This window comes from Shinella sp. M27, from assembly GCF_049199905.1.
GTDB lineage: Bacteria > Pseudomonadota > Alphaproteobacteria > Rhizobiales > Rhizobiaceae > Shinella.
In genome coordinates this window covers 134,105-157,348 of sequence record NZ_JBLZPK010000024.1, presented here as the reverse complement: position 1 = coordinate 157,348, position 23,244 = coordinate 134,105, and the positions used below count along the sequence as shown (strand labels likewise).

Below are 23,244 nucleotides of genomic sequence, written 5' to 3'. Positions count from 1 at the left end.
ACGCGCAAAGCGTACGCTTTTCGAGAACAGTTGAAGGAGGCGACCATGCTGCACTCCCGCGTGCTGCGCTATATCGACGAGGTGGCGCGGCTGGGTTCGATCCGCGCGGCCGGCGAACGGCTGAACGTCGCGCCGTCGGCCATCAACAAGCACGTGCTGCAATTGGAGGAGGCGATCGGCGAGCCGCTGTTCGAGCGCCTGCCGCGCGGCCTGCGGCTGACGCCGGCGGGCGAAATCCTGCTTGCCCATGTTCGCCGCACGATCAAGGAATACAGCCAGGTCGAGGCGGAGATCCGCGATATCAAGACCTTGCAGAGCGGCGAGGTGATCATCGCCACCATGAACGGCCTTGCCGGCGGCATCGTGCCGAAGGCGGCCGCGAGCTTCTGCGCCCGCCATCCGCGGCTGAAAATCTCGATCCGCGTGATGTTCGTGCGCGATATCGTGCAGGCGGTCATCGACGGCGAGGCGGATCTCGGCCTCGCCTTCAACCTGCCGGCCATGCCGCAGCTCGAAACGCTCTGGAAGATGGACACGCGGCTTGGCGCCGTCGTCTCGCCGGAACATCCGCTCGCCGGCATGGAGACCCTGCCGCTCTCGTTCTGCGAACCCTATCCGCTGATCTTCGCCGACAAATCGATGCTCATCCACGGCATCGTCGCCGATGCCTTTTTGGAGGCGGGACTTGCCGTGGAGCCGGCCTTCCTGACCAATTCCATCGAGGCGATGAAGTGCCTCGCCGCCAGCGGCGACGGCATCGCCTTCCTCAGCAAGTTCGACATCGCCGAGGAGCATCGCAACGGCCTGCTCACCTATGTGCAGATCCGCGACCGCACCTTCGGCAAGAACGTACTCTCCCTCGTCCAGCGCGAAAAGCGCGGCCGGGCGCTCGCCGCCTCCATGTTCGCCGACGAGATCACGCGAGCCTTGCGAGCGGCGGTGGAGTGATCCGGCACAGCAGAATCGTCTATAGAACCAGGACCCACGAAAACCGGACCCGATGCCAGCCACCACCCCGTCCAAATCCGTCCTGATCACCGGCGCACGCGCACCCGTCGCGCTGCATCTGGCGCGGCTGTTCCACGGCGCGGGCTGGCGCGTCGTGCTGGCCGATACGCCGGCCTCGCCGCTCTCCGCCGCCAGCCTTGCCTGCGCCCGCTATGTCCGCCTGCCGCCGCCGCGCTTCGAGCGGCAAGGCTATGGCGATGCCGTCGCGGCCTTGGTGAAACGGGAAGACATCTCGCTGGTCCTGCCGACCTGCGAGGAGGTGTTTTACCTCGCCGCCGTCTGGCGCGAGCGAAACCCAGCGGCACGCCTCTTCGCCCCGGACAGCGATCTCCTTGCCCGCGCGCACAACAAGTTCGATTTCATCGAACTCTGCAAAGACCTCGGCCTTGCCGCGCCGGAAACGACCCTCATCAGGGATAGGACCGGCCTCGCCGCCATCAGCGGGTCAACGTCAAGGCTGGTCTTCAAGCCGGCCTGGTCGCGTTTCGCAAGCCGCGTCCTCCTTCGCCCGAGGCCGGAAGAACTCGACGCGCTTGCCCCGACGCCGCAGGCGCCATGGGTCGCCCAGGAGTTCCTCGAAGGCGAGGAATTCAGCGCCTACGCCATTGCGAATGAAGGCCGCCTGCAAGCTTTTTCGCTCTATCGTTCGGTCTATCGGGCCGGCAAGGGGGCCGGCATCTATTTCGTGCCGGTCGAGAATGGAGCCGCCAAGGCTTTCGTCAGCCGCTTCGCCGCCGGCACCGGCTGGACGGGCCAGCTCTCCTTCGACCTGATCCGACGGCCCGACGGCAGCGTGCTGCCGCTGGAATGCAACCCGCGTGCGACGAGCGGCCTGCATTTCTTCAGAGATCCGCAGGCTTTCGCAGCGGTCATTGCCGCTGGCGAAGGAACCGTCGAACCGGATGTCGTACGCCCGCAAACGGTCCGCCTCGCGCTCTGGCTCTACGGCCTGCCGGCCGCGTTGCGCTCGGGTGCGATCGGCGGCTTCCTGCGCAACCTCAAGGGCGCCGACGAGCTTCTCGACTGGCCGGACGACCCGGCCCCGAAACGGGCGCAGTGGCGGGCGCTCGGCGAGATCGCGGCGCTGGCGCTGCGCCACCGGATTTCCCTGCAGCGCGCCTCCACCCGCGACATCGAATGGGATGGGCCGGATCAAAGCTCGATGTAGAAGGTTTTCGGCCGTTCCGCAGCGGGCGGCAGCGCACCGGCCATGATGGCCTCGATGCTTCGGCGCAGAAAATCGAGTGGCCCGACGATGGGAGAGGCCTCCGGCCAGTGGGCTGCGTTGAGGCTCGCCGATGTCAGCACCCGGCGATCCTGTTCCAGCGCGATGCGGAACATCGGCCGGAAGGCAAGGGATTTGAGGTGATCGAGCAGCCCGCCGCGCGGGCCGATCAGGCAGCCGATGCCGTCCACCTGGTTTTCCGCCGCCTGCCGCAGGTGAAAGGTCGTGGCAAGCACCAGTCCCTTCGCCCCCCAATATTCCAGTTCCGCAATGCCGGGCGCGCGGAAACGCCCGATCGTCTTGACCCGATCACCCTCCAAGAGCCGGCTGATCAGGCCATGCTGGCGCTCCTCGCCGGTGTAACACGCTTCGACCCAGCCCGGACCGCCCGATATATCGACGCGAACGCGCTGGCGCTCGCTGCTCAGGCCGCGCAAAAGACCCTTGTGGGTGAAATGCGTGTGCGTGGCGTCGAGAATGTTTTCGGCGGTATCGACCAGCGTCGAGCGCGTGCTGCTCTCCACGAGCTTCAGGATGATCTCCTGCCCCTCCGCGCAATGCAGATACGGCTCCCCTTCCGGCTCGCCGCGCGCGACGAAGACGACGCCCTCCTTCACCACCGTCCTCAGCCTTGGCACCCGATACCCCGGCACCGCACCCGTCAGCCCCGGAATGGCCGTGCAGGCGCCGGCCGCGTTGAAGCGCCAGCCGTGATAGGGACATTCGATCTCGCCATTTTCGACCTTGCCCTTCGACAATTCCACATGCCGATGCGGGCAGCGATCGTGCAGGGCGGCGATCTCCGCTCCGCTGCGAAACAGCACGACCGGCAGACCGGACAGCAGGATGCGCCTCGGCGTCTTGCCGATCCCGGACGCGATGGCGACCGCCTGCCATTCATCGGGGAAAAAGCTCATAGATCGAATGCCTCCAGAAGCGGAATGCCGATACGCCGCAACAGCCCCTCCATGAACCGCACCGCGAGGCGCTGTTTCAGCGGAAGATGGGCGACATAGACGGCGTTGTACTCGATAACGGGTTCGGCGCCGCGCAGGCTTTTAAATCGGCCGGCACCGGCACTCATGTTGAAGAATAGGCCACGTTCGGCCGCAATATCCTGCCCCGTCGCCATCACCAGCCGGTAGAGCCCATCCTTCAGCGGAAGGCGCGTGTCATATCCGACGATGGGCTGCGTCAGCGTACGGCCATTGGCGAAGAAACCCGACACCGCCACGAGCCGCCCGTCACCATCCCGGAAGCCGATGAGGTCGAACAGACCGTTCCGGTGCATCTCGCGGATATAGAGGGCGGTGTAGTGAGGGTTGAGCGGCGTGTATTTGTCGAGATAAAGCAGCTTGTAGAGTTCGGCGGCGCGCTCGTAATCCGCTTGCGTAAAGCTCTCGCCGGACGCGAAGCGATAGGGTGTGCGGGAGAGCAGCGCGCGGTCATATCCCTGGTTCTGCGTTTTGCGCGGCCCTTCACCGGAAAACAGATAGACGCGCCGCGCCGCGAGAAAGCGAAACCCTGCCGCCCTGAGACTGGCGATGGAGGGACCGTCCGCCGTCTCGTTGAGCGAGCGGATGACGATCGCCCTGTCGGGACATTTTTCGCGCAATTGCGCTACGAGCAGGGAGGCTGCCGAGGGAGAGATGGCCGGTACCGGGTTGGTGGACAGCAGCCAGTTGTTGACCTGCACCTGCTGGTCGAGCCCGCTTGCCGCCACCAGCGGATGGCAGGCGCGGATGAGGGCGCGCGCCGTGCCGCGCACCATGGGGGCAGCCGCAAAATTGCGTGTTTCGTCGATGGCATAGTCGACATAGGCGCTGCTCGGGCAGCAGATATAGCAGGTCGGCGCGTCCTGCTTGTCGTTGAGGGTGATCGGGAAATGCCGCCCTTCGACCGCGATGGAATCGACCGCCGTTACGAGGTTGCCGATAAGATTGGATACGGGATGAGCGTTGAAAAGCGCAACGAAGCGGCGAACCGCTTCCGGCGCATTGCGCACCCGCTCGTCCTCCCGCGGCAGCGCGATCATACCCCGCCCTCCGACCGGTAGCGGTTTTCCACACGCCGGAGCTTGCGATGCACCTCGAACGCCATCGCCTCGCGCCGCACGTCAATCTCCGGGCTGAGCCCGCGCTGCGAAAACACACGGCCGAGCGCGTCCCGCGCCGCCTTGGCGCTTTCGTCTGCGAGTCCCGGCTCTAACATAAGGGTGATGCCGCCATGCGCCTCTCTGATGATACGGAAATCGGTGATCGCGCGGGCGGCATCGAGCACGGCGTTGCGCATCACGTCGGGTGTCACCAGAAGCCGCGCGCCATCGCCGCACTCGAAAACGAAGGCATCGTCCAGCCGGCCGACGATCTCGTCCACCACCCTCAATGGGGAGCCACAGGCGCAGGTGCAGTCCGAGAGGCGCAGGAGATCGTTCATGCGGTAGCGCGCCATGATCTGGAAGCGGCGGCAGAAGCCCGTCACCACCGGCGCGACCAGCCCGTCCGCGACAGGCTCGAACTCGAAGACATTGGCGTCCTCCGCCAGATGCAGCCGGCCCTCGGCGCAGGAGACGGCGAAAAGCCCCTCCGTCGCCATATAGATCTGCCCGAGCCTTCCACCAAAACGCGCCTCGATGACGGTGCGGTCCACCGGATCCAAAGTTTCAGCGCCGGCGAAAAGCCGCCGCGGCTTCAGCCTTTCGGAATTTTCCGCTAGATGGCGCAGCACCCGGGGCGGCGCGACGATGGTGGTCGGCACGAAAGTCTCCAGCGCGGGCAGCCAACTTTCGAGGCCTTGCCGCAGGTCGAAGAATTCCAGCCGCAGCAGGCGCGATTGGCGGGCGCCGTCGTAGAGTGCGGAATTCTGCGGCAGTATGACGGCGACACGCTCGGGTTCGACCAGAAACCGTGGCACCGCCTTGGCGAGGATCGTGCCGAGCCAGCGGTCCTGTTCGGCTGATGTAATGGCGTAGAGCGCGCGGTTGCCGCTGGTGCCTGTGCTGGCGCCGATACTGATATCACCGCAGCGGCCGGTCGTTTCGAACGCACGCCAGCCCGCTTCCGCCGTGATACGCCCCCGGTTGAAAGCCGCGAAATCCGCCATGACGACGGCCTTGTCGATGATAGGCAGCGCCTCCAGCCGAGGCAACGCGCCGCGGTAGAAATCGACGCCGCGCAGGTCGCGCTCAAGCCAGCGGCGAAGGGCAGCGGCCTGTCCCCGCTCGAAAGCGGCGCGCGAACGGCCGGCGCGGCAAGCCCATAGCGTTTGCGCGAAGGCCGAGGCGATGCGGAGCCGGCCGGTCATGGCGCCTCCGCGGCAAGGTCGTAGCGACTCTCGGCCGGGTCATGGCACAGCAAGACGCCACCACCCGCCTGGCGGAACGCCAGGACACGGCGGGTGCTTTCGGCAAGCGCATGGGGATCGTCGGCAATCAGGCTGGCCGGGAAACCGGGGCGGCGGTCCTCCTCCAACGCCTCAGTGCACCATTGGACGTCCACGGCATAGAGAAGCGGCACTGGCAGGCTAGTAAAACAGAGACCGAAATGGCCTTCGGCATGGCCGGGGAGATCGATGGCGAGCACGCTGCCGTCGCCGAAGAGATCGCGGCCCAATCCGAGCCCGAGCGGAGCCTCACGCACAGCAACGCCATCGACGTCATCCACCCGCGAAGCGAGATCGGCCGGCAGAAGGTCGCGGAAAATGCCGTGGCGCAGGTTCTTGCGCGTGGGCTGCTTCAGGATTTTCCCGAGCACGTCAGCCTTTGCGATGATCCGCGCCTTCGGGAAAAGATTAAGACCAGCGACATGATCGGCGTGGAAATGCGTGACGATGATGGTGCCCATATCCTCAGGCTTCAAGCCGAGCCGTCGCAGAACGGGTTCCGGTTGGCCCTCCGCTGCCAGATTGGGACCAAGAATCGCATTGTAGAGACGCAACGCCAGACTGCGCGGCCCCTCTGTCACCCTTGGACCATACCCTGTGTCGATCATCACGGGGCCGGCTGTCGGGTGCCGAAAGAAGCCGTAGCGCACCTTCAACGGCACGCGCCGCCATGCGCCGCCGCGCAGGAACAAACGCTCCGGCGCCGTGACGAAAGCACTGTTGGCGAAGACCGGCTTCATGGCGCGCGCTTTCCGTCCAGGGTCATGGCCAGACCTGCCTCGAGCGAAATCCGGGGTTGCCAGCCGAGCATGCGATGGGCCTTGGAAATATCGAGACTTTGCCGGAACGCGAAGAGGCCAAGCATGTAGGGGGTGACCGCCGGTTCCTTCGGAACTGGGCGTGCAAGACTTGTGATTTCTGCGAGAAGCGCCAGCAGAAGCGCCGGATAGAACGGCACCGGCTTCCAGCGCAGCGGCACGGCAAGCGCCGAGCAGACGCGCTCAACGAGATCGCGTACGAGCACCATTTCGCCGCCCGAAATGTTGAAGGTCTCCCCTTCAACCGCAGGACCGGCGTTCAGCGCCGTCTCGATAGCGGCCACCACGTCATTCACATGGGTAAGGTCGATGGCCGCAGCGCCGGAACGCAGCAGCGGCAAAGGCCCGCGACGGGCGGCGGCGATGAGGCGCGGCAGCAGCGTCTCCTCTCCTGCACCATAGATACCCCGGGGCCGCAGGTTGACCGGGCCGAGTTTTGGGCGCGCAAGAACCAGTTGCTCGGCCTCAGCCTTGGTCCGGGCATAGGCATTGATCGGGCGCGGCAGGGAGGCGGTCTCCGTGACGGCGATCTTGTCCTTCATCTCGAAATAGACCGTCGGCGAGGAGATGTTGACGAACCGGCGAACGCCGAGCGCCTCGGCCAGATCGAGCGCGTTTCGCGTGCCCTCCACATTGGCGGCGTGGAAGGCTGCAAGACGACCCCAGGGGGCGGAGAGCGCGGCGCAATGAACGACGGCATCCACCCGGCCGATGATACCCGCCAGATGCAGGGCGGAATGGGAGAGATCGGCGCTGACAGTCGTCAAACCCGCATCCTGAAGCGCGCGGCATCGGGCTTCGTTCCGACCGAGGCCGATGGTATCGAGCCCGCAGGCGGCAAGATGCCGGATCAGCGCACCGCCCAGAAACCCCGTCGCTCCGGTGACCAAGACGCGCATCGCGGTCAGACCTCGATGGCCATGCCGCCGAAGGAAACGCCGGCAGAGGTACCGAGCAGCAGAAGCCGCGTTCCCCTGGTGATCCGCCCCTCGGTCCAGGCGATGTCGAGCGCGGTCGGGATGGACGCGGCGATCTGGTTGCCGAACCGTGCCGCGATGTTGACCACGCGCGCGCCGGACATGCCCGTCTGCGCGATCATATGCTCCAGCGCCAGCGGGCTTGCCTGATGCGGCACGACGAGATCGACATCGGCGGGCGTCCATCCGGCGGCGGCCAGGAGATCGTCGACAAAGCGCGGAAAATACCGGTGCGTGATGCGGAAAAGTTCCTTGCCGTCCATGCGGAAGACGGCGTGGGCGGTAAATGCCGTCGACTCCCGCGCGAAATCGAAGCGCGTGCCGCCGGCGCCGATCTCGCAGGCCTCATAAGCCGAGGGATAGGTGCGCATGAGGCTCGCGCGGATCGTGCCCGCCCCATCCGGCGCCGCCGTCAGCACGACGGCGGCAGCGCCATCGCCGAACAGGGATGCGACATCGGGCTGCTCTTTCCACGGCAGCGCCCGCGAGGCGATTTCCGAGGAGAAGACGAGCGCCATGCGGGATTGTCTGGCGGCGATGCGACCGGCGGCCAGTTCGAGGGCCGACAGGAAGCTCAGACAGGTGGCATTGACGTCGAAAGCCGCGGCCGCGCCATGGGGAATACCGAGCCGGCGCATGACGAGCGGCGCGGTCGCCGGCAGGGTCTGGTAAGGAATGGCGCAGGCGCCGAGCACGAGATCGATATCCGCTGCAACAACCTCCGCCCGTTCCATGGCAAGGCGGGCGGCGCCAACGGCAAGGTCGATCTGGTCTTCCGCCTCGCAGACATGCCGGCTGCGCACCCCCGAAAGCCTTTCCAGATGGCCGGCAGGAAATCCCAGCCATCGGTCGAGTTCCTCGGACAGAACCACCTTCGCCGGCACCACGTGCCCCGTTCCTGCTATGCGGATGGAAAAAATGGCGCGCATCTCCGGTCGCAACTCGATCGTGAGGCCCCGGCCCCACACACTCAGAACGTTTCAGATATCCTCGATGCAGGTCCGCGGCATCAAAAAATTCGGTGCGCCCGGATAAAGTTACCGCGGCACGAATTCCACCAGCAGCGATTTCAGCTCGATCTCGCGCACGCGCCGCGCCGCCTCGTCCGGGCTGACCCAGGCGAGGATGCGCTCGCCCTTCTCCTTGAATTTACCGGCGGTCTCGGTGACTTCGATCTGGAAGACATCGACGATGCAGGGCACGACGTCGCCATCGTCGAGCAGCTTCAGGTAGGTGTAGCTGCCGACGGGTTTCTTGCGGATTTTCCCGGAAACGCCGGCCTCCTGGACGGCTTCGATCGCGGCGGCCTCGTAGGGTTTCCTGCCCTTCATCGGCCAACCCTTGGGAATGATCCAGCGCCCGCTGTCCCGCGAGGTCACCACGAGGATTTCGATGCCGGCGTCCTCAGGAAGGAAACGAAAGCACAGGGCGGCATATTGCTGGCGAAACGCCCCGGAAAACAGCTTCTCCGGCTTGGCGGCAAGCTGTTGCAGCAGGGTTTTCGGCTTGCGCGGCCGCGGCACCTTGTCTTTCTTCGTACTTTTCAATGGTCCCTGTCTCGCGGCATCGGCTCGCACACCATGTCCGGCAATGTCGGCTGAAATCAAGCAACCACGCCAGCATGTCAAAGGGAAATCTTGTAAAAAGCAGGTTTGGCCGCACCCCGCCCTACCGGCACGACGAACGGACCGCCGACCTCTGCGGCTCAATCCGCGCCAAGCGCCACCGCCGGCTGGAGATGTGAGGCGTTTCGAGCCGGCAGGTAGCCGAAGACGAGGCCGGTCAGGAACGAGCAGGCGAAGGCGAGCGCGACCGGGCCGAGGGTGAAGCTGACCGGCATGCCGAAGACCTTGGCCAGCGCGCCGATGGAAAGGCCGAGCCCCACGCCGATGGCGCCGCCGATCGCCGAGACCACCAGTGCCTCGATGAGGAATTGCAGCAGGATATCGCGCCGCCGCGCACCCGTCGCCATGCGCACGCCGATCTCGCGGGTTCGCTCGCGCACGGAAACCAGCATGATGTTCATCACCCCGATGCCGCCGACGAGAAGCGAGATCGCGGCGACGGAGCCGAGGAAAAGCTTCATCGTGTTGGAGGTCTCGGTGAAGGCCTCGCGCACGGAGGACATGTTGGTGATCTGCGTGTCCTCGGCCTTGTGACGCGTATCGAGCAGGGTCTGGATGGCATCCTGCGTCAGGTCGATCGCCGCGGAATCCTCGACCTGCACGGTGATCGTGCGCACGTTGCGCTGGCCGAAGAGCCGCATGCTGCCGGTCGAGAGCGGCACGAGGATCGTGTCGTCCTGGTCGTTGCCGCCGGCGCTCGCACCCATCTCCGCCATCACGCCGATGACCTGGAAGGGGATCTTGTTGACCAGCACATATTGCCCGAGCGGACTGGCGCCATCGGGAAACAGGGTTTTCGCCACGGTCTGGCCGAGCACGGCGACGGGCGCATAGGTGTCCATGTCGTCGGCATTGAGGAATTCGCCTTCGCCGACCTTCCAGTTCTTCGCCTGCGTGAAGGCCGGCACCGTGCCGTTCGCGGTCGTCTGATAGTCGATATTGCCGTAGCGCAGCGTCACGGAGCTGGTCATTTCCGGCACGGCGAAGGAGACGTTTGGCAATTCGAGGATCGCATCGGCATCGGATGGAATGAGCGTCACCGGGGCGCTGCCGCCGCCACGGAAATTCGCCATGCTCGGGCGCACCAGGAGAACATTCGAGCCCATCGCGGAAATGCGGTCCAGCACAGAATTCTGCGCGCCCGTGCCGATCGCCAGCATGGCCACCACGGAGCCGACGCCGATGACGATACCGAGCAGCGTCAACACGGTGCGGAACAGGTTGGCATGCAGCGCGCGGATCGCCATCTTCACGGCCTCGGAAACATCGGCAATGGCCGCCGATCCCTCCTTCACCGCCTTCTGCAAGCCGGCAGCGGCTTCGGACGAGGGACGCGCCTTCTTGGCGCGATCGGAAATGATGCGGCCATCGCGGATCTCGATCAGCCGGTCGGCGGCCTCCGCCACCTCGCGCGAATGGGTGATGAGGATGATCGTGTGGCCGTCCTCATGCATCCGCCGCAAGAGCGCCATCACCTCCTCGCCGCTCTGGCTGTCGAGCGCGCCGGTCGGCTCGTCGGCGAGGATGACACGGCCGCCGTTCATCAGCGCCCGTGCAATGGAGACACGCTGCTGCTGGCCGCCGGAAAGTTGGTTCGGCCGATGATCGAGCCGGTCGCCGAGCTTCAGCGAGGACAGCAGCATGTCCGCCCGCTCCTGCCGCTCGCGTGCGGAAATGCCGGCATAGATCGCGGGGACCTCGACATTTTCCCGCGCACTTGCCGTCGGAATGAGATTGTAGCTCTGGAAGACGAAACCGAAGGTGCGGCGGCGCAGCGCCGCCAGCTCGTCCGTCTCGAAATCCGAGACCGGCTCGCCGTCGATACGGTATTCGCCCGCGGTCGGCTGATCGAGGCAGCCGAGAATGTTCATCAGCGTCGACTTGCCGGAGCCGGACTGGCCGATGATCGCGACGAACTCGCCCGCCTCGATATCGAGCGACACGCCATGCAGAACCTCGACGGCAAAACCGTCGTTGAAAAAGGTCTTCGTCACGTCCTTGAGCGAGATGAGCGCGGTCATGGCAGCCTCAGAACATCGGCGGCATGCGGTTGTTGCGCCGCGAGTTGCGCGTGGCCGCGTCGCCCGTCGAGCCGGCGGTGACGACGACCTTGTCGCCCTCGGCAAGCCCGCTCTTCACCTCGACGCTCACGCGGTTGCGGATACCGGGCTCAACCTTGCGTACCTCTTTCGCACCCGAAGCGGTGACGACGGTAACCCCTGCCCCGTCCTTCGTGGTGCTGACGGCACCGGCCGGCACGAGCAGCACGTTGCGCGCGGCCGCCTGCACGAAGAAGACCTGCGCGCTCATCGACATCATCAGCTCGTCGTCCGGGTTCGGCACGTCGAACAGCGCATTGTAGAGCACGACATTGTTCTCGACCGTCGGGGTCGGCTCGATCTGCCGGAGTTTTCCGGTAAAGCGTTTGCCCGGCTGGCCGAGCAGGGTGAAATAGGCCTCCATGCCAACCTTCAGCCGGCTGACATCGGCCTCGGAAACTTCGGCCCGAACCGTCATGGTGGAGAGATCGGCGATGGTGACGATGGTCGGCGCGCTCTGCACGGCGTTCAGCGTCTGGCCTTCCTTGACCGGGTTGGAGACGACGGTGCCCGCCATCGGCGCGTAGATCTTGGTATAGCCGAGATCCACCTCGTCGCCGGCCAGCGTCGCCTGCTGCTTGCGGATCTGCGCCTCGGTGGCGTTTACGTCGGCTTCGGCGGCAGCAAGGTCGGCGACGGCCTGATCGAGCGCCTGCTTTGCGGCGGCATTGCCGGCCACCAGGTTGCGCTGACGGGCAATATTGGCCTGTTTCAGCGCAAGCTGCGCCTTCTTGGATTCCAGTTGCGCCTGGAGGTTCGCCAGTTCCGCGCGGTTGATCTCGATGCGGTTTTCGATGGTCGCCTGGTCCATCTCGGCGAGCAGCTGGTCCTTCGTCACGGCATCGCCGATCGCCACATGCAGCGTCTTCAACTGGCCCGACACCTGTGCGCCGGCATCGACGGATTTCACCGCCTCCAGCGTGCCGACCGCCGTCACGGCATTTTCGATATCGCCGCGCACCACCGCCTGGGTAATGATGGCCGTCGTCGCCTCTGCCGGTGCATAGGCGCGCCAGCCGTAATAGCCGGCACCCGCAAGTACGGCGATGACCGGCAGCCAGATCCAGGCACGCGAGCGGCGCTTGCGGCGGGCCGGCGGCACGGCGCCGGGCATGAAGGTGACATTGGTGTGCCCGGCCTCACCGGCGGGCTTCTCATCCTTCTGCGGTTTCACGTTCCTGGTCATCGGCAATCCCATGGCGAGGCCACGCCTCGTCCGTCCCTTTCCATCTCATGTGGAGCCACCCATAGCGGACGGAAAGGCCAGTGCCTCGTTATATTTTTGTAATGTTTGCGTTTTGCGAGTCAGCGAGCAGCCCGGGTTGCACCGCGAATGGCCAGCGAGACGGCATATAGCGAGGTCGTCGCCGTGATGAAGAGGCGATGGCCCCGCCGGCCGCCGAAGCAGATGTTGGACACGGTTTCCGGCACCAGAATGCGACCGAGACGTCGCCCGTCGGGCGCAATACAATGCACGCCGTCGCCGGCGGAAGACCAGAGATTGCCCGCCGCATCGACGCGCATGCCGTCCGCGCAGCCGGGCGAGATCGTGTGAAAAACCTTGCCGCCGGTCAGCGCCCAGTCCGCCCCGACGTCGAAGGCGCGGATATGGCGCGGATCATCCTGAAACATCCGGCCGGTATCGGCGACATAGAGGCGCTTCTCATCCGGGCTGAAGGCAAGGCCGTTCGGGCAACTGAAATCGGTGAGCACGGCGCGGATTTCACCCGAGAGCGCATCGACGCGATAGACGTTGCATGGCAATTCCTGCTCCGCGCGCGTGCCCTCGTAGTCGGAGGCGATGCCGTAATGCGGATCGGTGAACCAGATCGCGCCATCGGAGGCGACGATCACATCATTCGGCGAATTCAGCCGCTTGCCTTCGAAACGGTCGGCAATGACGGTGATCGTACCGTCATGTTCCGTGCGGGTGACACTGCGCGTGCAGTGCTCGCACGTCACCAGCCGCCCTTCCCGATCGCGGGTGTTGCCGTTCGAAAAGTTCGACGGCTCGCGAAAGGTGCTGATACCTGATGTCGGGCTCCAGCGCAGCATACGGTTGTTAGGAATATCGGAAAACAGCAGGCAATCGTGATCGCCGAACCAGACCGGTCCCTCGACCCAATCGAAGCCGCTAGCCAGTTTCTTCAGCGGCGCATTGCCCAGCACGAAGGCGGAGAATTCGGGCTCTTCGGCGGAAAAAAACGACATCCCGTTACTCCTCTCTCAAAGGACAGAGCCGCAGGATAACGATCGAAGCGCGCGGGGCAAGGTCGGCCGAAAAACGCCTTCGTTTCCCCACAGGCCGCCTGTATCCTGCGCAAATCAATTGGCATGAGGGATTTTGAAATGGACGTCGTATTTTCTCCGGAGCTCACCATCTGCGGCATCGAGGAGCTGCCTAACCAGAGCGCCCGGAACGTAACCCACGTGCTCTCGCTGCTCGATCCGGAACTGCCCGAACTCGAGGCCTTCCAGAGCTACGGCAAGCACCTGCGCACGACGCTGCGTTTCCACGACATCATCGACGACCTGCCCGAACGGGTGCGGCCGCGGCCCGATCATATCGCGTCGATCCTCGCCTTCGGACAGGATTTCCTGAACCGGCAGGAGCGGGCGGCGCCGAGCCATCTGCTCGTCCATTGCCATATGGGCATCTCCCGCTCGACGGCCGCCATGCTGACCCTGATGGCGCAGGGCAATCCGGACGAGGAGGCCGAAAACCTCTTCACCCGCCTCGCCGTCATTCGCCCGCAGGCCTGGCCGAATTCGCAGATGATCGGCTTCGCCGACGAACAGCTGGGCCGCAAGGGCGACCTCACCGCAGCCCTTCGCCGCCACTACGGACGGCAGATCCGCAAGCAGCCGCAATATGTGGAGTGGATGACGAAGCTCGGCCGCAAGGCGGAACTCGATATGGCGGTTCTCGACTAGAACCGGCTTAGCGGCCACCTAATCAGCGCTGAACCAAACTCTTATGTCGGGCAAAACAGGCTTCCTCTACACCTTTCGCATGTCGCGGCCGCAAGGGCCGAGCCACCGGAAAGCAAGGGGAAGCCGGCATGTCAGTGGAAAAAGTGGACACGCTCGTCATCGGCGCCGGCCAGGCCGGCGTCGCCATGAGCGAACATCTCGGCAAGCGCGGCGTGCCCCATCTGGTGCTCGAGAAGAACCGCATCGCCGAAAGCTGGCGCACTGCCCGCTGGGACAGCCTCGTCGCCAACGGTCCCGCCTGGCACGACCGCTTTCCCGGCATGACCTTTCCCGGCCTGGAAGACGAGGCCTTCGCGCCGAAGGAACAGGTCGCGGACTACTTCGTCGCGTATTCGCAGATGATCAACGCCCCGATCCGCACTGGTATCGAAGTGAAGAGCGTGTCCAGGGAGGGAGACGTTTTCCGCGTCGAAACCTCCGACGGCACGATCGAAGCGAAGAACGTCGTCTCCGCCACCGGCGCCTTCCAGCGGCCGATCATGCCGGCGCTCGTTCCGGCAGAAGAAGGCCTCACGCAGATCCATTCCAACACCTATCGCAATCCCGGCCAGATGCCCGAGGGCGCGGTGCTGGTGGTCGGCGCCGGTTCCTCCGGCACACAGATCGCCGACGAATTGTTGCGCGCGGGCAAACGTGTCTATCTCTCCATCGGCCCGCATGACCGGCCGCCGCGCCGCTATCGTGGCAAGGATTTCTGCTGGTGGCTCGGCGTGCTCGGCATCTGGGACCTCAAGGTGCCCGCACCGAACACCGAACACGTCACCATCGCCGTCAGCGGCGCCTATGGCGGCAACACCGTCGATTTCCGCCGCCTCGGCAATCGCGGCATGACCCTGCTCGGCCGGGCCGAAAGCTTCAAGGACGGCGTGCTGCAGATCGCCCCCGACCTTGCCGACAACATCGCCCGCGGCGACGCCAACCAGCTGTCGCTGCTCGACCGCGCCGACGCCTATGCCGCTGAAAACAATCTCGACCTGCCCGAAGAACCGGAAGCCCGCCACAAGGAGCCGGACCCGGCCTGCGTGACCGATCCGATCCTTGCGCTGAACCTCAAGGAAGCCGGCATCACCTCCATCATCTGGGCGACGGGCTATGCGGTCGACTACAGCTGGCTGAAGCTCGACGCCCTCGACGACAAGGGCCGGCCGGTGCATGAGCGCGGCGTGTCGAAAGTGCCGGGCCTGTTCTTCGTCGGCCTTCCCTGGCTGTCGCGCCGCGCCTCCTCCTTCATCTGGGGCTGCTGGCACGACGCGGATTATCTCGCCGGCTACATTGCCGAACACCGCAGCAGCGAGAAAACCGGGGCCGCAGCCGCGGCCTCCTGAGGGTGTTGGACGCGGCGGCTGGAGGAGGCTGAGCATGCGATGATGCGCGACCAGAACCCCGGCGCGGGCCGCCTCATCCACAGCCCGGGAAATCGTGCCCTTCCCGCGCACAAGAATCTGTTCCTTAATTGGGGTCTCAACAGAGGAACAGACATGGTGTTGCGCTTCACGCTCCGGCAACTGGAATATCTCGTCGCGGTCGGGGAATACGGCTCCGTCACCGAGGCGGCCGAGCGGGTGAACGTTTCCGCCCCCTCCGTCTCGGCGGCGATCTCGCAGCTCGAGAAGGAATTCGGCATCACGCTGTTCGTGCGCCGCCATGCCCACGGCCTGTCACTGACGCAGGCCGGCCATACCTTCGTAGATCAGGCACGCCAGATCCTCGCCGAGGCGGCCAAGCTCAATGCGCTCTCCAACGAACTGACCGGGCAGATCCGCGGGCCGCTGCATGTCGCCTGTCTCGTCACCTTCGCGCAGGCCGTCATCCCGGCGCTGCGCCGCGCCTTTTCTGACGAATATCCGGATGTCGATTTCTTCCAGTACGAGCGCGACCAGGCGCGCATCCTGGAGGGGCTGCGCATGGCGCGCTTCGACATCGCGCTGTCCTACGATCTCGACATCCCCGCCGATATCGCCTTCCACGAGCTGGCCGTGCTGCCGCCCTATGCGGTGCTGCATGAGGATCATCCGCTCGCCGGCCGCAGCGCGGTGACGATCGCGGATCTCGCACCCCATCCGATGATCCTGCTCGACCTGCCGCATAGCTCCGCCTATTTCCTCTCGCTCTTCCGCGAGGCGGGCCTGACGCCGCAGATCGTCGAGCGCACGCGCGACATGTCGGTGATGCGCGCCATGGTCGCCAATCGTTTCGGCTATTCCATCGCCAATATCCGCCCCGTCTCCACCTATGCGCTCGATGGCGGCAAGCTCTCCTTCGTGCCGCTCACCGGCAACCTGCGCCCCATGCGCATGGGCATCCTCTCCATGGGCGGCGCGAGCCCGGCGCTGACGGTGCGGCGCTTCATCGATTTCTGCGGCGAGAAGATCGGCGACATGGTCATGGACCTGCCGGTTTCCGCCGCTCGCCCCAAAGACCAGAAAGGCAGCTCATGACCACGACGATCGACTGGCGCAGCCGCGCCCAAAGCCTGAAATTCCGCAACGGCGTCTATATCGACGGCAAGTTCCGCGATGCGGCGAAGGGTGGCCGGTTCGAGACCATCAATCCGGCCAATGCGCAGGTCCTGACGGCCGTCGCGCGCGGCACCGCCGAGGATATCGACGCCGCCGTAGCCTCCGCCCGCCGCGCCTTCGAGGACGGCCGCTGGTCGGGCAAATCGCCGGCCGAGCGCAAGGAGGTGCTGCTGCGGCTTGCCGCCCTCATCCGCGAGAACATCCCGGAACTGGCGCTCCTGGAAACGCTGGATGTCGGCAAGCCGATCGGCGACAGTTCGACCATCGACGCGCCCGGCTCGGCGCATTTCTTCCAGTGGCATGCCGAGGCTATCGACAAGCTCTATGACGAGATCGCGCCGACCGGACGCGGTGACCTCGCCCTCATCCGCCGCGTGCCGCTCGGCGTCATCGGCGCCGTCGTGCCGTGGAATTTCCCGCTCGACATGGCGACGTGGAAGCTCGCGCCGGCGCTCGCCACCGGTAATTCCGTGGTGCTGAAGCCGGCCGAGCAATCGCCGCTCTCCGCCCTGATGCTCGCCGAACTCGCCTCCGAGGCCGGCCTGCCGGACGGCGTGCTCAATGTCGTGCCGGGCTTCGGCGAGGATGCCGGCCGGGCCCTTGGCCTGCATCCGGATGTCGACGCGCTGGTCTTCACCGGCTCGACCAAGGTCGGCAAGCTTTTCATGACCTATGCCGGCCAGAGCAACATGAAGCAGGTGTGGCTGGAGACCGGCGGCAAATCGCCGAACCTCGTCTTCGCCGATGCCGATCTCGACAAGGCGGCAGAAATGGCCGCCTTCGGCATCCTGTTCAATTCCGGCGAAGTCTGCTCGGCCAATTCCCGCCTCCTCGTGCACCGCTCTGTGCAGGAGGAATTCACGCAGAAGGTCATTGCCGCCACATCCGCCTGGCCGCTCGGCGATCCGCTCGATCTTGCCACCCGCATGGGGCCGCTGGTGGAGAAGGCCCATGCCGACCGCGTGGCTGATTATATCGACATCGGCCGCAAGGAAGCCCGCCTTGCCCATGGCGGCGCGCGCGAGACCCGCGATGGCTCGGATTGCTATATCCAGCCGACCATCTTCAACGACGTCGCCCCCGATGCCCGTATCGCGCGGGAAGAGATTTTCGGCCCCGTGCTCGCCATCACGCCCTTCGACCAGGACGAGGAGGCGCTGCGCATGGCAAACGACAGCGAATACGGCCTCGCCGCCTCCGTCTGGACGAAGGACCTGTCGCGCGCGCTCTCCGTTTCCGACCGCCTCAATGCCGGCACGGTCTCGGTCAACACCGTCGATGCGCTCTCGGCCATGACGCCCTTCGGCGGCATGAAGCAATCCGGTTTCGGCCGCGACCTCTCGATCCACAGCTTCGACAAGTACTGCGCGCTCAAAACCGTGTGGGTGAAATACTAGGCACCTGCCTGCCCGGGCGGCAGTACGCCGCCCGGTTTTCGAACATCGATGGCGACATCTTTTGATCCCGCAGGTCTGCGGGATCGGAGACCTGCCACTTCTTTCTTCACAACTCGCTGAAAATAAAAGAGAATTCATCAGTCCTTGAGGCAGGGCCGCGCCTTCGCGCGCAGATTGAAATAAAGCCATCTCCACACGCCGAACTCTGATTAGCCTGAACCTAATCCATGTTTCCGGAACGCGTCATTTACCGGAAGCCCGTTGCCCAATCCAATAGAGCCAGGAAACCCCGAGGACTGCCATGCGCGACGCCAAATACGATATTCTGTTCGAACCTCTCGCGATCGGCCCGCACATCGCGAAGAACCGGTTCTACCAGGTGCCGCATTGCAACGGCGGCGGCTACCGTGACCCGTCCGCGGCCGCGGCGATGCGCGGCATCAAGTCGGAAGGCGGCTGGGGCGTCATCTTCACCGAGCAGACCGAGATGCATCACACCTCGGAAATCACGCCTTTCATCGAGCTGCGCCTGTGGGAGGACAAGGACATTCCCGGCCTTCGCCGCATGTCCGACGCCATGAAGGTGCACGGCGCGCTCGCCGGCATCCAGCTTGCCTATTCCGGCATCAACGGCCCGAATTTCTATACGAAGGAAGTGCCGCTCGCTCCGTCGGCCCTGCCGATCCGCACCTTCACCAACGATCCGGTGCAGGCCCGCGCGCTCGACAAGACCGAGATCAAGGATCTGCGCCGCTGGTTCGTCAACGCCGCCAAGCGCTCCAAGATCGCCGGTTTCGACCTGATCTGTCTTTACGGCGCGCACGGCTTCGGTATCTTCCAGCACTTCCTGTCGCGCGCCACCAACCAGCGCACCGACGAATATGGCGGCAGCCTCGAAAACCGCTCGCGCTTCGCCCGCGAGGTCATCGCCGATATCCGTGACGCCGTCGGCGATACGACGGCCATCACGCTGCGCGTCAGCCTCGACGAGACGATCGGCGAACTTGGTTTCTCCAATGCCGAAGTGCGCGAATTCGTCGAGATGAACGCCGATCTGCCCGATCTCTGGGACCTCGCGCACGGCGCCTGGGAAGACTGTTCCGGCCCCTCGCGCTTCAAGGAAGAGGGCGCGCAGGAGCTGCTCGTCAAGGGCATCCGCGAACTCTCGACGAAGCCCGTCGTCGGCGTCGGCCGCTTCACCTCGCCGGATGTGATGGCGCGCATGATCCGCCAGGGTGTGCTCGATTTCATCGGCTGCGCCCGCCCGTCGATCGCCGATCCCTTCCTGCCCAAGAAGATCGAGGAAGGCCGCATCGAGGACATCCGCGAATGCATCGGCTGCAACATGTGCATCACCGGCGACATGACCATGTCGATCAGCCGCTGCACGCAGAACCCGACCTTCATGGAGGAATGGCGCAAGGGCTGGCACCCGGAGCGTATGAACGAGAAGGGCGACAGCCAGACCGTGCTCGTCGTCGGCGCCGGTCCCGCCGGGCTGGAAGCCACCCGCGCGCTTTCGATGCGCGGCTATGACGTGACGCTGGCGGAAGCCACGACAACGCTCGGCGGCCGCGTCGCCCGCGAACGGCTGCTGCCCGGTCTCTCCGCCTGGGGCCGCGTGGTCGATTACCGCCAGTACCAGATTTCCCAGCGCACCAATGTCGAGACCTATTTCGACAGCCGGCTCACGGCCGACGACGTGCTCGGCTTCGGCTTCGAGCATGTCGCCATCGCCACCGGCTCGCACTGGCGCCGCGACGGTGTGGCCCGCCAGCATGTCGTGCCGATGCCGATCGATGCCGGCATGACCGTCTGGACGCCCGACGACGTGATGGGCAAGCTCCACCCGGAAAACCTCGCCGGCAAGACCGTCGTGGTCTATGACGACGACCACTACTATATGGGTGGCGTCATGGCCGAGGTGATGGCCAAGGCCGGCGCCAAGGTCATCCTCGTCACGCCCTCGGCTTACGTCTCCGACTGGACGCGCAACACGCTGGAACAGGGCGCGATCCATGTCCGCCTCGACGATCTCGGCGTCGACATCCGCCTCAACCGCGGCGTCACCGCCATCCGCGCCGGCGAGGTCGAGACCAACTGCACCTATACCGGTCGCAAGACCGCCATCGGCTGCGACGCCGTCGTCATGGTCGCCTCGCGGCTTTCGGACGATGCGCTCTACAACGACCTGATCGCCCGCAAGGACGACTGGGCGGACGCCGGCATCAAGAGCGTCAAGATCATCGGCGATGCCGCGGCCCCCGCCCCCATCGCCTGGGCGACCTATGCCGGCCACCGTTATGCGCGGGAACTGGACACGCCCGATATCGGCGATGCACTGCCCTTCCGCCGCGAAGTCACCCAGCTCGAGCCGGCGTGAGGATCGAAGCATGACCCAAGCCAAGGCCATCGAAGTCCAGTCCGTCTCCAAGCACTTCGGGGCCTATCAGGCGCTGAAATCGGTCAGCTTCACCATCGGCAGCAACGAGTTCTTCACGATGCTCGGCCCGTCCGGCTGCGGCAAGACCACGCTCCTGCGCATGCTCGCCGGCTTCGAAAGCCCCGATACGGGCTCGATCCTGCTCAATGGCAGCGAAGTGGTCTCGATCCCGCCGCACAAGCGGCGCGTCAACACTGTCTTCCAGAGCTACGCCCTCTTCCCGCATATGACGCTGGAGCAGAACGTCGCTTACGGCCTCGAAAATCTCGGCTGGGAGAAGGGCCGGATCAAGGCCCGCGTCGGCGAGATGCTGGAACGCGTCCACATGTCGGCGATGGCGACGCGCAAGCCCGCCCAGCTCTCCGGCGGCCAGCGCCAGCGCATCGCGCTTGCCCGCGCGCTCGCCCCCGAGCCGGAAGTGCTGCTGCTCGACGAGCCGCTGTCGGCGCTGGACCTGAAACTGCGCCAGGCGATGCGCGACGAGCTGCGCACCTTGCAGCGCGACACCGGCATCACCTTCGTCTTCGTCACCCACGACCAGGAAGAGGCGCTCGACATGTCCGACCGCATCGCCGTGCTCGGCGGCGGCGAGGTGCAGCAGATCGGCACGCCCACGGAAATCTACGAGGAGCCGGTCAATCGCTTCGTCGCCGATTTCGTCGGCGAGACGAATTTCCTGGATGTCGAGGTGCTGGAGACCCTCGGAGGGCAGGCGACCATTCGCATGCCTTTCGGCCCTGATATTACCGTGCCGGCGACCGGCAGTACTGCGAAGGGCCGCGCGACGCTCTCCGTACGCCCGGAAAAGATCAATCTCGGCAACCAGGCGCAAGGCATCACCTTCAAAGCCCGGGTCATCAACAAGAACTATATGGGCGGCTACACCCATTATACGCTCGACGTCGCGGGCACGGAGCTGCGCGCCTCGCGCCGCAACGCCTCGCGCGAAGGCGATACGATCCCGCTCGGCGCGACGGTTCCGGTCGGCTTCGTCGCGGGCTCCGCACGGGTGCTGGCGGCATGACGGACAGCGCCCTCCACACCCCCGCCGGACTGGAGCGCGCGCCGCGCGCCCGGTTCTGGCACAACCTCTCCTTCTGGGGCCTGCTGCCGTCGCGGCTCCTGATGGGCTTCGCGCTGATCCTGCCGATCTTCATCATCGCCGCCGTGTCGGTCGCGACGCGCGGCGCCTTTGGCGGCTTCACCTGGGATTTCAACCTCGCCGGCTACAGCCAGATCCTGTTCAACGAGGGCTGGACAGGGGAACTGGAATTCACCCCTCAATACCTGCTGATCATCGGCCGCACCTTCCTTTTGGCCGGCGCCACGACACTGATCTGCCTCCTCTTCGCCGTGCCCGTCGCCTATTTCATCTCGCGCCAGCCGGCGAACCGCAAGGCGATCCTCGTCTATCTCGTCACCCTGCCCTTCTGGGTCTCGATGATCCTGCGCGTCTATGCCTGGATGATCATTCTCGGCAAGGACGGCACCCTGCCCAGCCTGCTGGAACAGCTCGGCCTTCCCGCCGGCATGAGCTTCATGTTCAACGACGGCGCGACGCTGATGGCCATGGTCTATACCGCCATGCCGCTGATGGTGCTGCCGGTCTTCGCCTCGATCGAAAAACTCGACGGCACGCTGATCGAGGCCTCGCACGATCTCTACGGCGACCGCTGGGTGACGCTGCGCCGGGTCATCCTGCCCTTGACCGCCCCCGGCATTGTCGCCGGCGCCATCCTCGTTTTCGTGCCGGCGCTGGGCGCGGTGCTGGAACCGACGCTGATGGGCGGCGGCAAGCAGATGATGATGGGTTCGCTGATCCAGCTGCAATTCGGCGGCGGCCGCAACTGGCCCTTCGGCGCGGCCATCGCCATGACCTTGATGGCCCTCGTCATGCTCTTCCTGATTTTCACGGCACTGCGCGCCGCCCGCCGGGAGGCCCGGCCATGAGCATCCGCCACGACGTCAAGCGCTATCCGGGACTTCGCCCCCTCACCATCTTCTTCTTCCTCTATCTCTACGTGCCGCTCGCCGTCATCGTCGTCTATTCCTTCAACGCCAACCGCGTTGCCGGCGTGTGGACGGGCTTTTCGCTGAAATGGTACGGCTCGGCGCTCAACAATGCCGCGCTGATGAGCGCGCTCGAAACCTCGCTGACAATCGCCGCCGTGGCGACCGTCGTCTCCACCCTCATCGCACTCTCGGCGGCGCTTGCCATCATCCGCGGCAAGAATGTCCGCTTCCGCAAGCTCTCCGAGACGGTGGTCAACCTGCCGCTGCTCCTGCCAGAGATCGTGCTCGCCGTCGCCACCCTCATCCTGTTCTCGCTGCTCGACATCCAGAACGGTCTTCTCCGGCTCATCGTCGCCCATTCCGCCTTCTGCACGCCCTTCGCCTTCCTGCCGATCCGCGCGCGCCTTCAGGGCATGTCGCTCGATCTCGAAGAGGCAAGCGCCGATCTCTATGCCGACCGCTGGACGACCTTCCGCCGGGTGACACTGCCGCTGATCTTCCCCGGCGTCTTCTCCGGCGCGATGCTCGCCTTCCTCATTTCGATGGACGACTTCATCACCTCGAACCTGCTTGCGACAGGCGGTTCGACGACGCTGCCCGTCTATATCTTCTCGCTGATCCGCGCCGGCACTTCGCCGGAACTGAACGCCATCGCGACGCTCCTGATCCTTGCCTCGCTCGTCCTTGCCACCGCCGCCCTTCTCGTTGCGGCACGCGGCACACGCGGCAACCCTGACCAATAACC

Annotated in this window: 20 protein-coding genes; 10 read left to right on the top strand and 10 right to left on the bottom strand. The window is 65.2% G+C overall.

The genetic code is table 11. From position 1 onward, the window contains the following. The first annotated feature begins 45 nt into the window (after positions 1–45). On the top strand, positions 46–948 hold the full coding sequence (locus ACOZK4_RS09645) for a LysR family transcriptional regulator (RefSeq protein ID WP_421591710.1): 903 nt from the start codon (positions 46–48) through the stop codon (positions 946–948). Between the two features lie 52 nt (positions 949–1,000). Further along, a complete protein-coding gene (locus tag ACOZK4_RS09640; protein ID WP_421591709.1) occupies positions 1,001–2,176 on the top strand; it encodes an ATP-grasp domain-containing protein in 1,176 nt (391 codons plus the stop codon). Here ACOZK4_RS09640 and ACOZK4_RS09635 read toward each other — a convergent pair. From ACOZK4_RS09635 to ACOZK4_RS09590, 10 genes are all read right to left on the bottom strand, one after another. Further along, the gene (locus ACOZK4_RS09635; protein WP_421591708.1) at positions 2,161–3,150 is read right to left on the bottom strand and encodes a Rieske 2Fe-2S domain-containing protein; all 990 of its coding nucleotides are present in this window, start codon (positions 3,148–3,150) and stop codon (positions 2,161–2,163) included. The two genes, ACOZK4_RS09640 and ACOZK4_RS09635, sit on opposite strands and share 16 nt — an antisense overlap. Further along, a complete protein-coding gene (locus ACOZK4_RS09630) occupies positions 3,147–4,268 on the bottom strand; it encodes a GNAT family N-acetyltransferase (RefSeq protein ID WP_421591707.1) in 1,122 nt (373 codons plus the stop codon). Before ACOZK4_RS09630 ends, ACOZK4_RS09635 begins: the two co-directional genes overlap by 4 nt. After that, the gene (locus tag ACOZK4_RS09625) at positions 4,265–5,536 is read right to left on the bottom strand and encodes a CoF synthetase (protein ID WP_421591706.1); all 1,272 of its coding nucleotides are present in this window, start codon (positions 5,534–5,536) and stop codon (positions 4,265–4,267) included. Before ACOZK4_RS09625 ends, ACOZK4_RS09630 begins: the two co-directional genes overlap by 4 nt. Next, on the bottom strand, positions 5,533–6,306 hold the full coding sequence (locus tag ACOZK4_RS09620; protein WP_421591705.1) for an MBL fold metallo-hydrolase: 774 nt from the start codon (positions 6,304–6,306) through the stop codon (positions 5,533–5,535). Before ACOZK4_RS09620 ends, ACOZK4_RS09625 begins: the two co-directional genes overlap by 4 nt. Positions 6,307–6,350: 44 nt before the next feature. Continuing rightward, positions 6,351–7,331, bottom strand: coding sequence for an NAD-dependent epimerase/dehydratase family protein (locus ACOZK4_RS09615; protein WP_421591704.1), 981 nt, complete (start codon positions 7,329–7,331; stop codon positions 6,351–6,353). Between the two features lie 5 nt (positions 7,332–7,336). After that, positions 7,337–8,296, bottom strand: coding sequence for a 3-oxoacyl-ACP synthase III family protein (locus ACOZK4_RS09610; RefSeq protein ID WP_421591703.1), 960 nt, complete (start codon positions 8,294–8,296; stop codon positions 7,337–7,339). Between the two features lie 150 nt (positions 8,297–8,446). Continuing rightward, on the bottom strand, positions 8,447–8,956 hold the full coding sequence (locus tag ACOZK4_RS09605) for an NUDIX hydrolase (protein ID WP_421591702.1): 510 nt from the start codon (positions 8,954–8,956) through the stop codon (positions 8,447–8,449). 158 nt (positions 8,957–9,114) lie between these two features. Further along, complete coding sequence (locus tag ACOZK4_RS09600) at positions 9,115–11,055, bottom strand: MacB family efflux pump subunit (RefSeq protein ID WP_421591701.1); 1,941 nt, start codon at positions 11,053–11,055, stop codon at positions 9,115–9,117. Between the two features lie 7 nt (positions 11,056–11,062). Continuing rightward, on the bottom strand, positions 11,063–12,319 hold the full coding sequence (locus tag ACOZK4_RS09595; protein ID WP_421591700.1) for an efflux RND transporter periplasmic adaptor subunit: 1,257 nt from the start codon (positions 12,317–12,319) through the stop codon (positions 11,063–11,065). 119 nt (positions 12,320–12,438) lie between these two features. After that, entirely contained in the window at positions 12,439–13,344 is a 906-nt protein-coding gene (locus ACOZK4_RS09590) for an SMP-30/gluconolactonase/LRE family protein (RefSeq protein ID WP_421591699.1), read from the bottom strand. A gap of 138 nt (positions 13,345–13,482) precedes the next feature. Between ACOZK4_RS09590 and ACOZK4_RS09585 the strand changes: the two genes are divergently transcribed. From ACOZK4_RS09585 to ACOZK4_RS09550, 8 genes are all read left to right on the top strand, one after another. Then, a complete protein-coding gene (locus tag ACOZK4_RS09585; protein ID WP_421591698.1) occupies positions 13,483–14,067 on the top strand; it encodes a tyrosine phosphatase family protein in 585 nt (194 codons plus the stop codon). Positions 14,068–14,195: 128 nt separating this feature from the next. Further along, a complete protein-coding gene (locus ACOZK4_RS09580; RefSeq protein ID WP_313529346.1) occupies positions 14,196–15,452 on the top strand; it encodes an NAD(P)/FAD-dependent oxidoreductase in 1,257 nt (418 codons plus the stop codon). Between the two features lie 153 nt (positions 15,453–15,605). Beyond that, positions 15,606–16,565, top strand: coding sequence for a LysR family transcriptional regulator (locus ACOZK4_RS09575; protein ID WP_421591697.1), 960 nt, complete (start codon positions 15,606–15,608; stop codon positions 16,563–16,565). Next, entirely contained in the window at positions 16,562–18,043 is a 1,482-nt protein-coding gene (locus ACOZK4_RS09570; protein WP_421591696.1) for an aldehyde dehydrogenase, read from the top strand. The genes ACOZK4_RS09575 and ACOZK4_RS09570 overlap by 4 nt, the downstream gene beginning before the upstream one ends. Before the next feature lie 301 nt (positions 18,044–18,344). Then, positions 18,345–20,426 carry an FAD-dependent oxidoreductase gene (locus ACOZK4_RS09565; RefSeq protein WP_421591695.1) on the top strand — a complete coding sequence of 694 codons (2,082 nt, stop codon included), beginning with the start codon at positions 18,345–18,347 and terminating at the stop codon, positions 20,424–20,426. 10 nt (positions 20,427–20,436) lie between these two features. Beyond that, complete coding sequence (locus ACOZK4_RS09560; RefSeq protein ID WP_421591694.1) at positions 20,437–21,510, top strand: ABC transporter ATP-binding protein; 1,074 nt, start codon at positions 20,437–20,439, stop codon at positions 21,508–21,510. Next, positions 21,507–22,436, top strand: a complete 930-nt coding sequence (locus ACOZK4_RS09555; RefSeq protein WP_421591693.1) for an ABC transporter permease — start codon at positions 21,507–21,509, stop codon at positions 22,434–22,436. Before ACOZK4_RS09560 ends, ACOZK4_RS09555 begins: the two co-directional genes overlap by 4 nt. Next, on the top strand, positions 22,433–23,242 hold the full coding sequence (locus tag ACOZK4_RS09550; protein ID WP_421591692.1) for an ABC transporter permease: 810 nt from the start codon (positions 22,433–22,435) through the stop codon (positions 23,240–23,242). The genes ACOZK4_RS09555 and ACOZK4_RS09550 overlap by 4 nt, the downstream gene beginning before the upstream one ends. Positions 23,243–23,244: the final 2 nt, after the last annotated feature.

What these genes read in the sequence shown, in the direction of transcription:
- ACOZK4_RS09645 (WP_421591710.1), top strand. Translation starts at nt 46, where the DNA reads ATGCTGCACTCCCGCGTGCTGCGCTATATCGACGAGGTGGCGCGGCTG.
- ACOZK4_RS09640 (WP_421591709.1), top strand. Translation starts at nt 1,001, where the DNA reads ATGCCAGCCACCACCCCGTCCAAATCCGTCCTGATCACCGGCGCACGC.
- ACOZK4_RS09635 (WP_421591708.1), bottom strand. Translation starts at nt 3,150, where the DNA reads ATGAGCTTTTTCCCCGATGAATGGCAGGCGGTCGCCATCGCGTCCGGG.
- ACOZK4_RS09630 (WP_421591707.1), bottom strand. Translation starts at nt 4,268, where the DNA reads ATGATCGCGCTGCCGCGGGAGGACGAGCGGGTGCGCAATGCGCCGGAA.
- ACOZK4_RS09625 (WP_421591706.1), bottom strand. Translation starts at nt 5,536, where the DNA reads ATGACCGGCCGGCTCCGCATCGCCTCGGCCTTCGCGCAAACGCTATGG.
- ACOZK4_RS09615 (WP_421591704.1), bottom strand. Translation starts at nt 7,331, where the DNA reads ATGCGCGTCTTGGTCACCGGAGCGACGGGGTTTCTGGGCGGTGCGCTG.
- ACOZK4_RS09600 (WP_421591701.1), bottom strand. Translation starts at nt 11,055, where the DNA reads ATGACCGCGCTCATCTCGCTCAAGGACGTGACGAAGACCTTTTTCAAC.
- ACOZK4_RS09595 (WP_421591700.1), bottom strand. Translation starts at nt 12,319, where the DNA reads ATGACCAGGAACGTGAAACCGCAGAAGGATGAGAAGCCCGCCGGTGAG.
- ACOZK4_RS09590 (WP_421591699.1), bottom strand. Translation starts at nt 13,344, where the DNA reads ATGTCGTTTTTTTCCGCCGAAGAGCCCGAATTCTCCGCCTTCGTGCTG.
- ACOZK4_RS09585 (WP_421591698.1), top strand. Translation starts at nt 13,483, where the DNA reads ATGGACGTCGTATTTTCTCCGGAGCTCACCATCTGCGGCATCGAGGAG.
- ACOZK4_RS09580 (WP_313529346.1), top strand. Translation starts at nt 14,196, where the DNA reads ATGTCAGTGGAAAAAGTGGACACGCTCGTCATCGGCGCCGGCCAGGCC.
- ACOZK4_RS09575 (WP_421591697.1), top strand. Translation starts at nt 15,606, where the DNA reads ATGGTGTTGCGCTTCACGCTCCGGCAACTGGAATATCTCGTCGCGGTC.
- ACOZK4_RS09570 (WP_421591696.1), top strand. Translation starts at nt 16,562, where the DNA reads ATGACCACGACGATCGACTGGCGCAGCCGCGCCCAAAGCCTGAAATTC.
- ACOZK4_RS09565 (WP_421591695.1), top strand. Translation starts at nt 18,345, where the DNA reads ATGCGCGACGCCAAATACGATATTCTGTTCGAACCTCTCGCGATCGGC.
- ACOZK4_RS09560 (WP_421591694.1), top strand. Translation starts at nt 20,437, where the DNA reads ATGACCCAAGCCAAGGCCATCGAAGTCCAGTCCGTCTCCAAGCACTTC.
- ACOZK4_RS09555 (WP_421591693.1), top strand. Translation starts at nt 21,507, where the DNA reads ATGACGGACAGCGCCCTCCACACCCCCGCCGGACTGGAGCGCGCGCCG.
- ACOZK4_RS09550 (WP_421591692.1), top strand. Translation starts at nt 22,433, where the DNA reads ATGAGCATCCGCCACGACGTCAAGCGCTATCCGGGACTTCGCCCCCTC.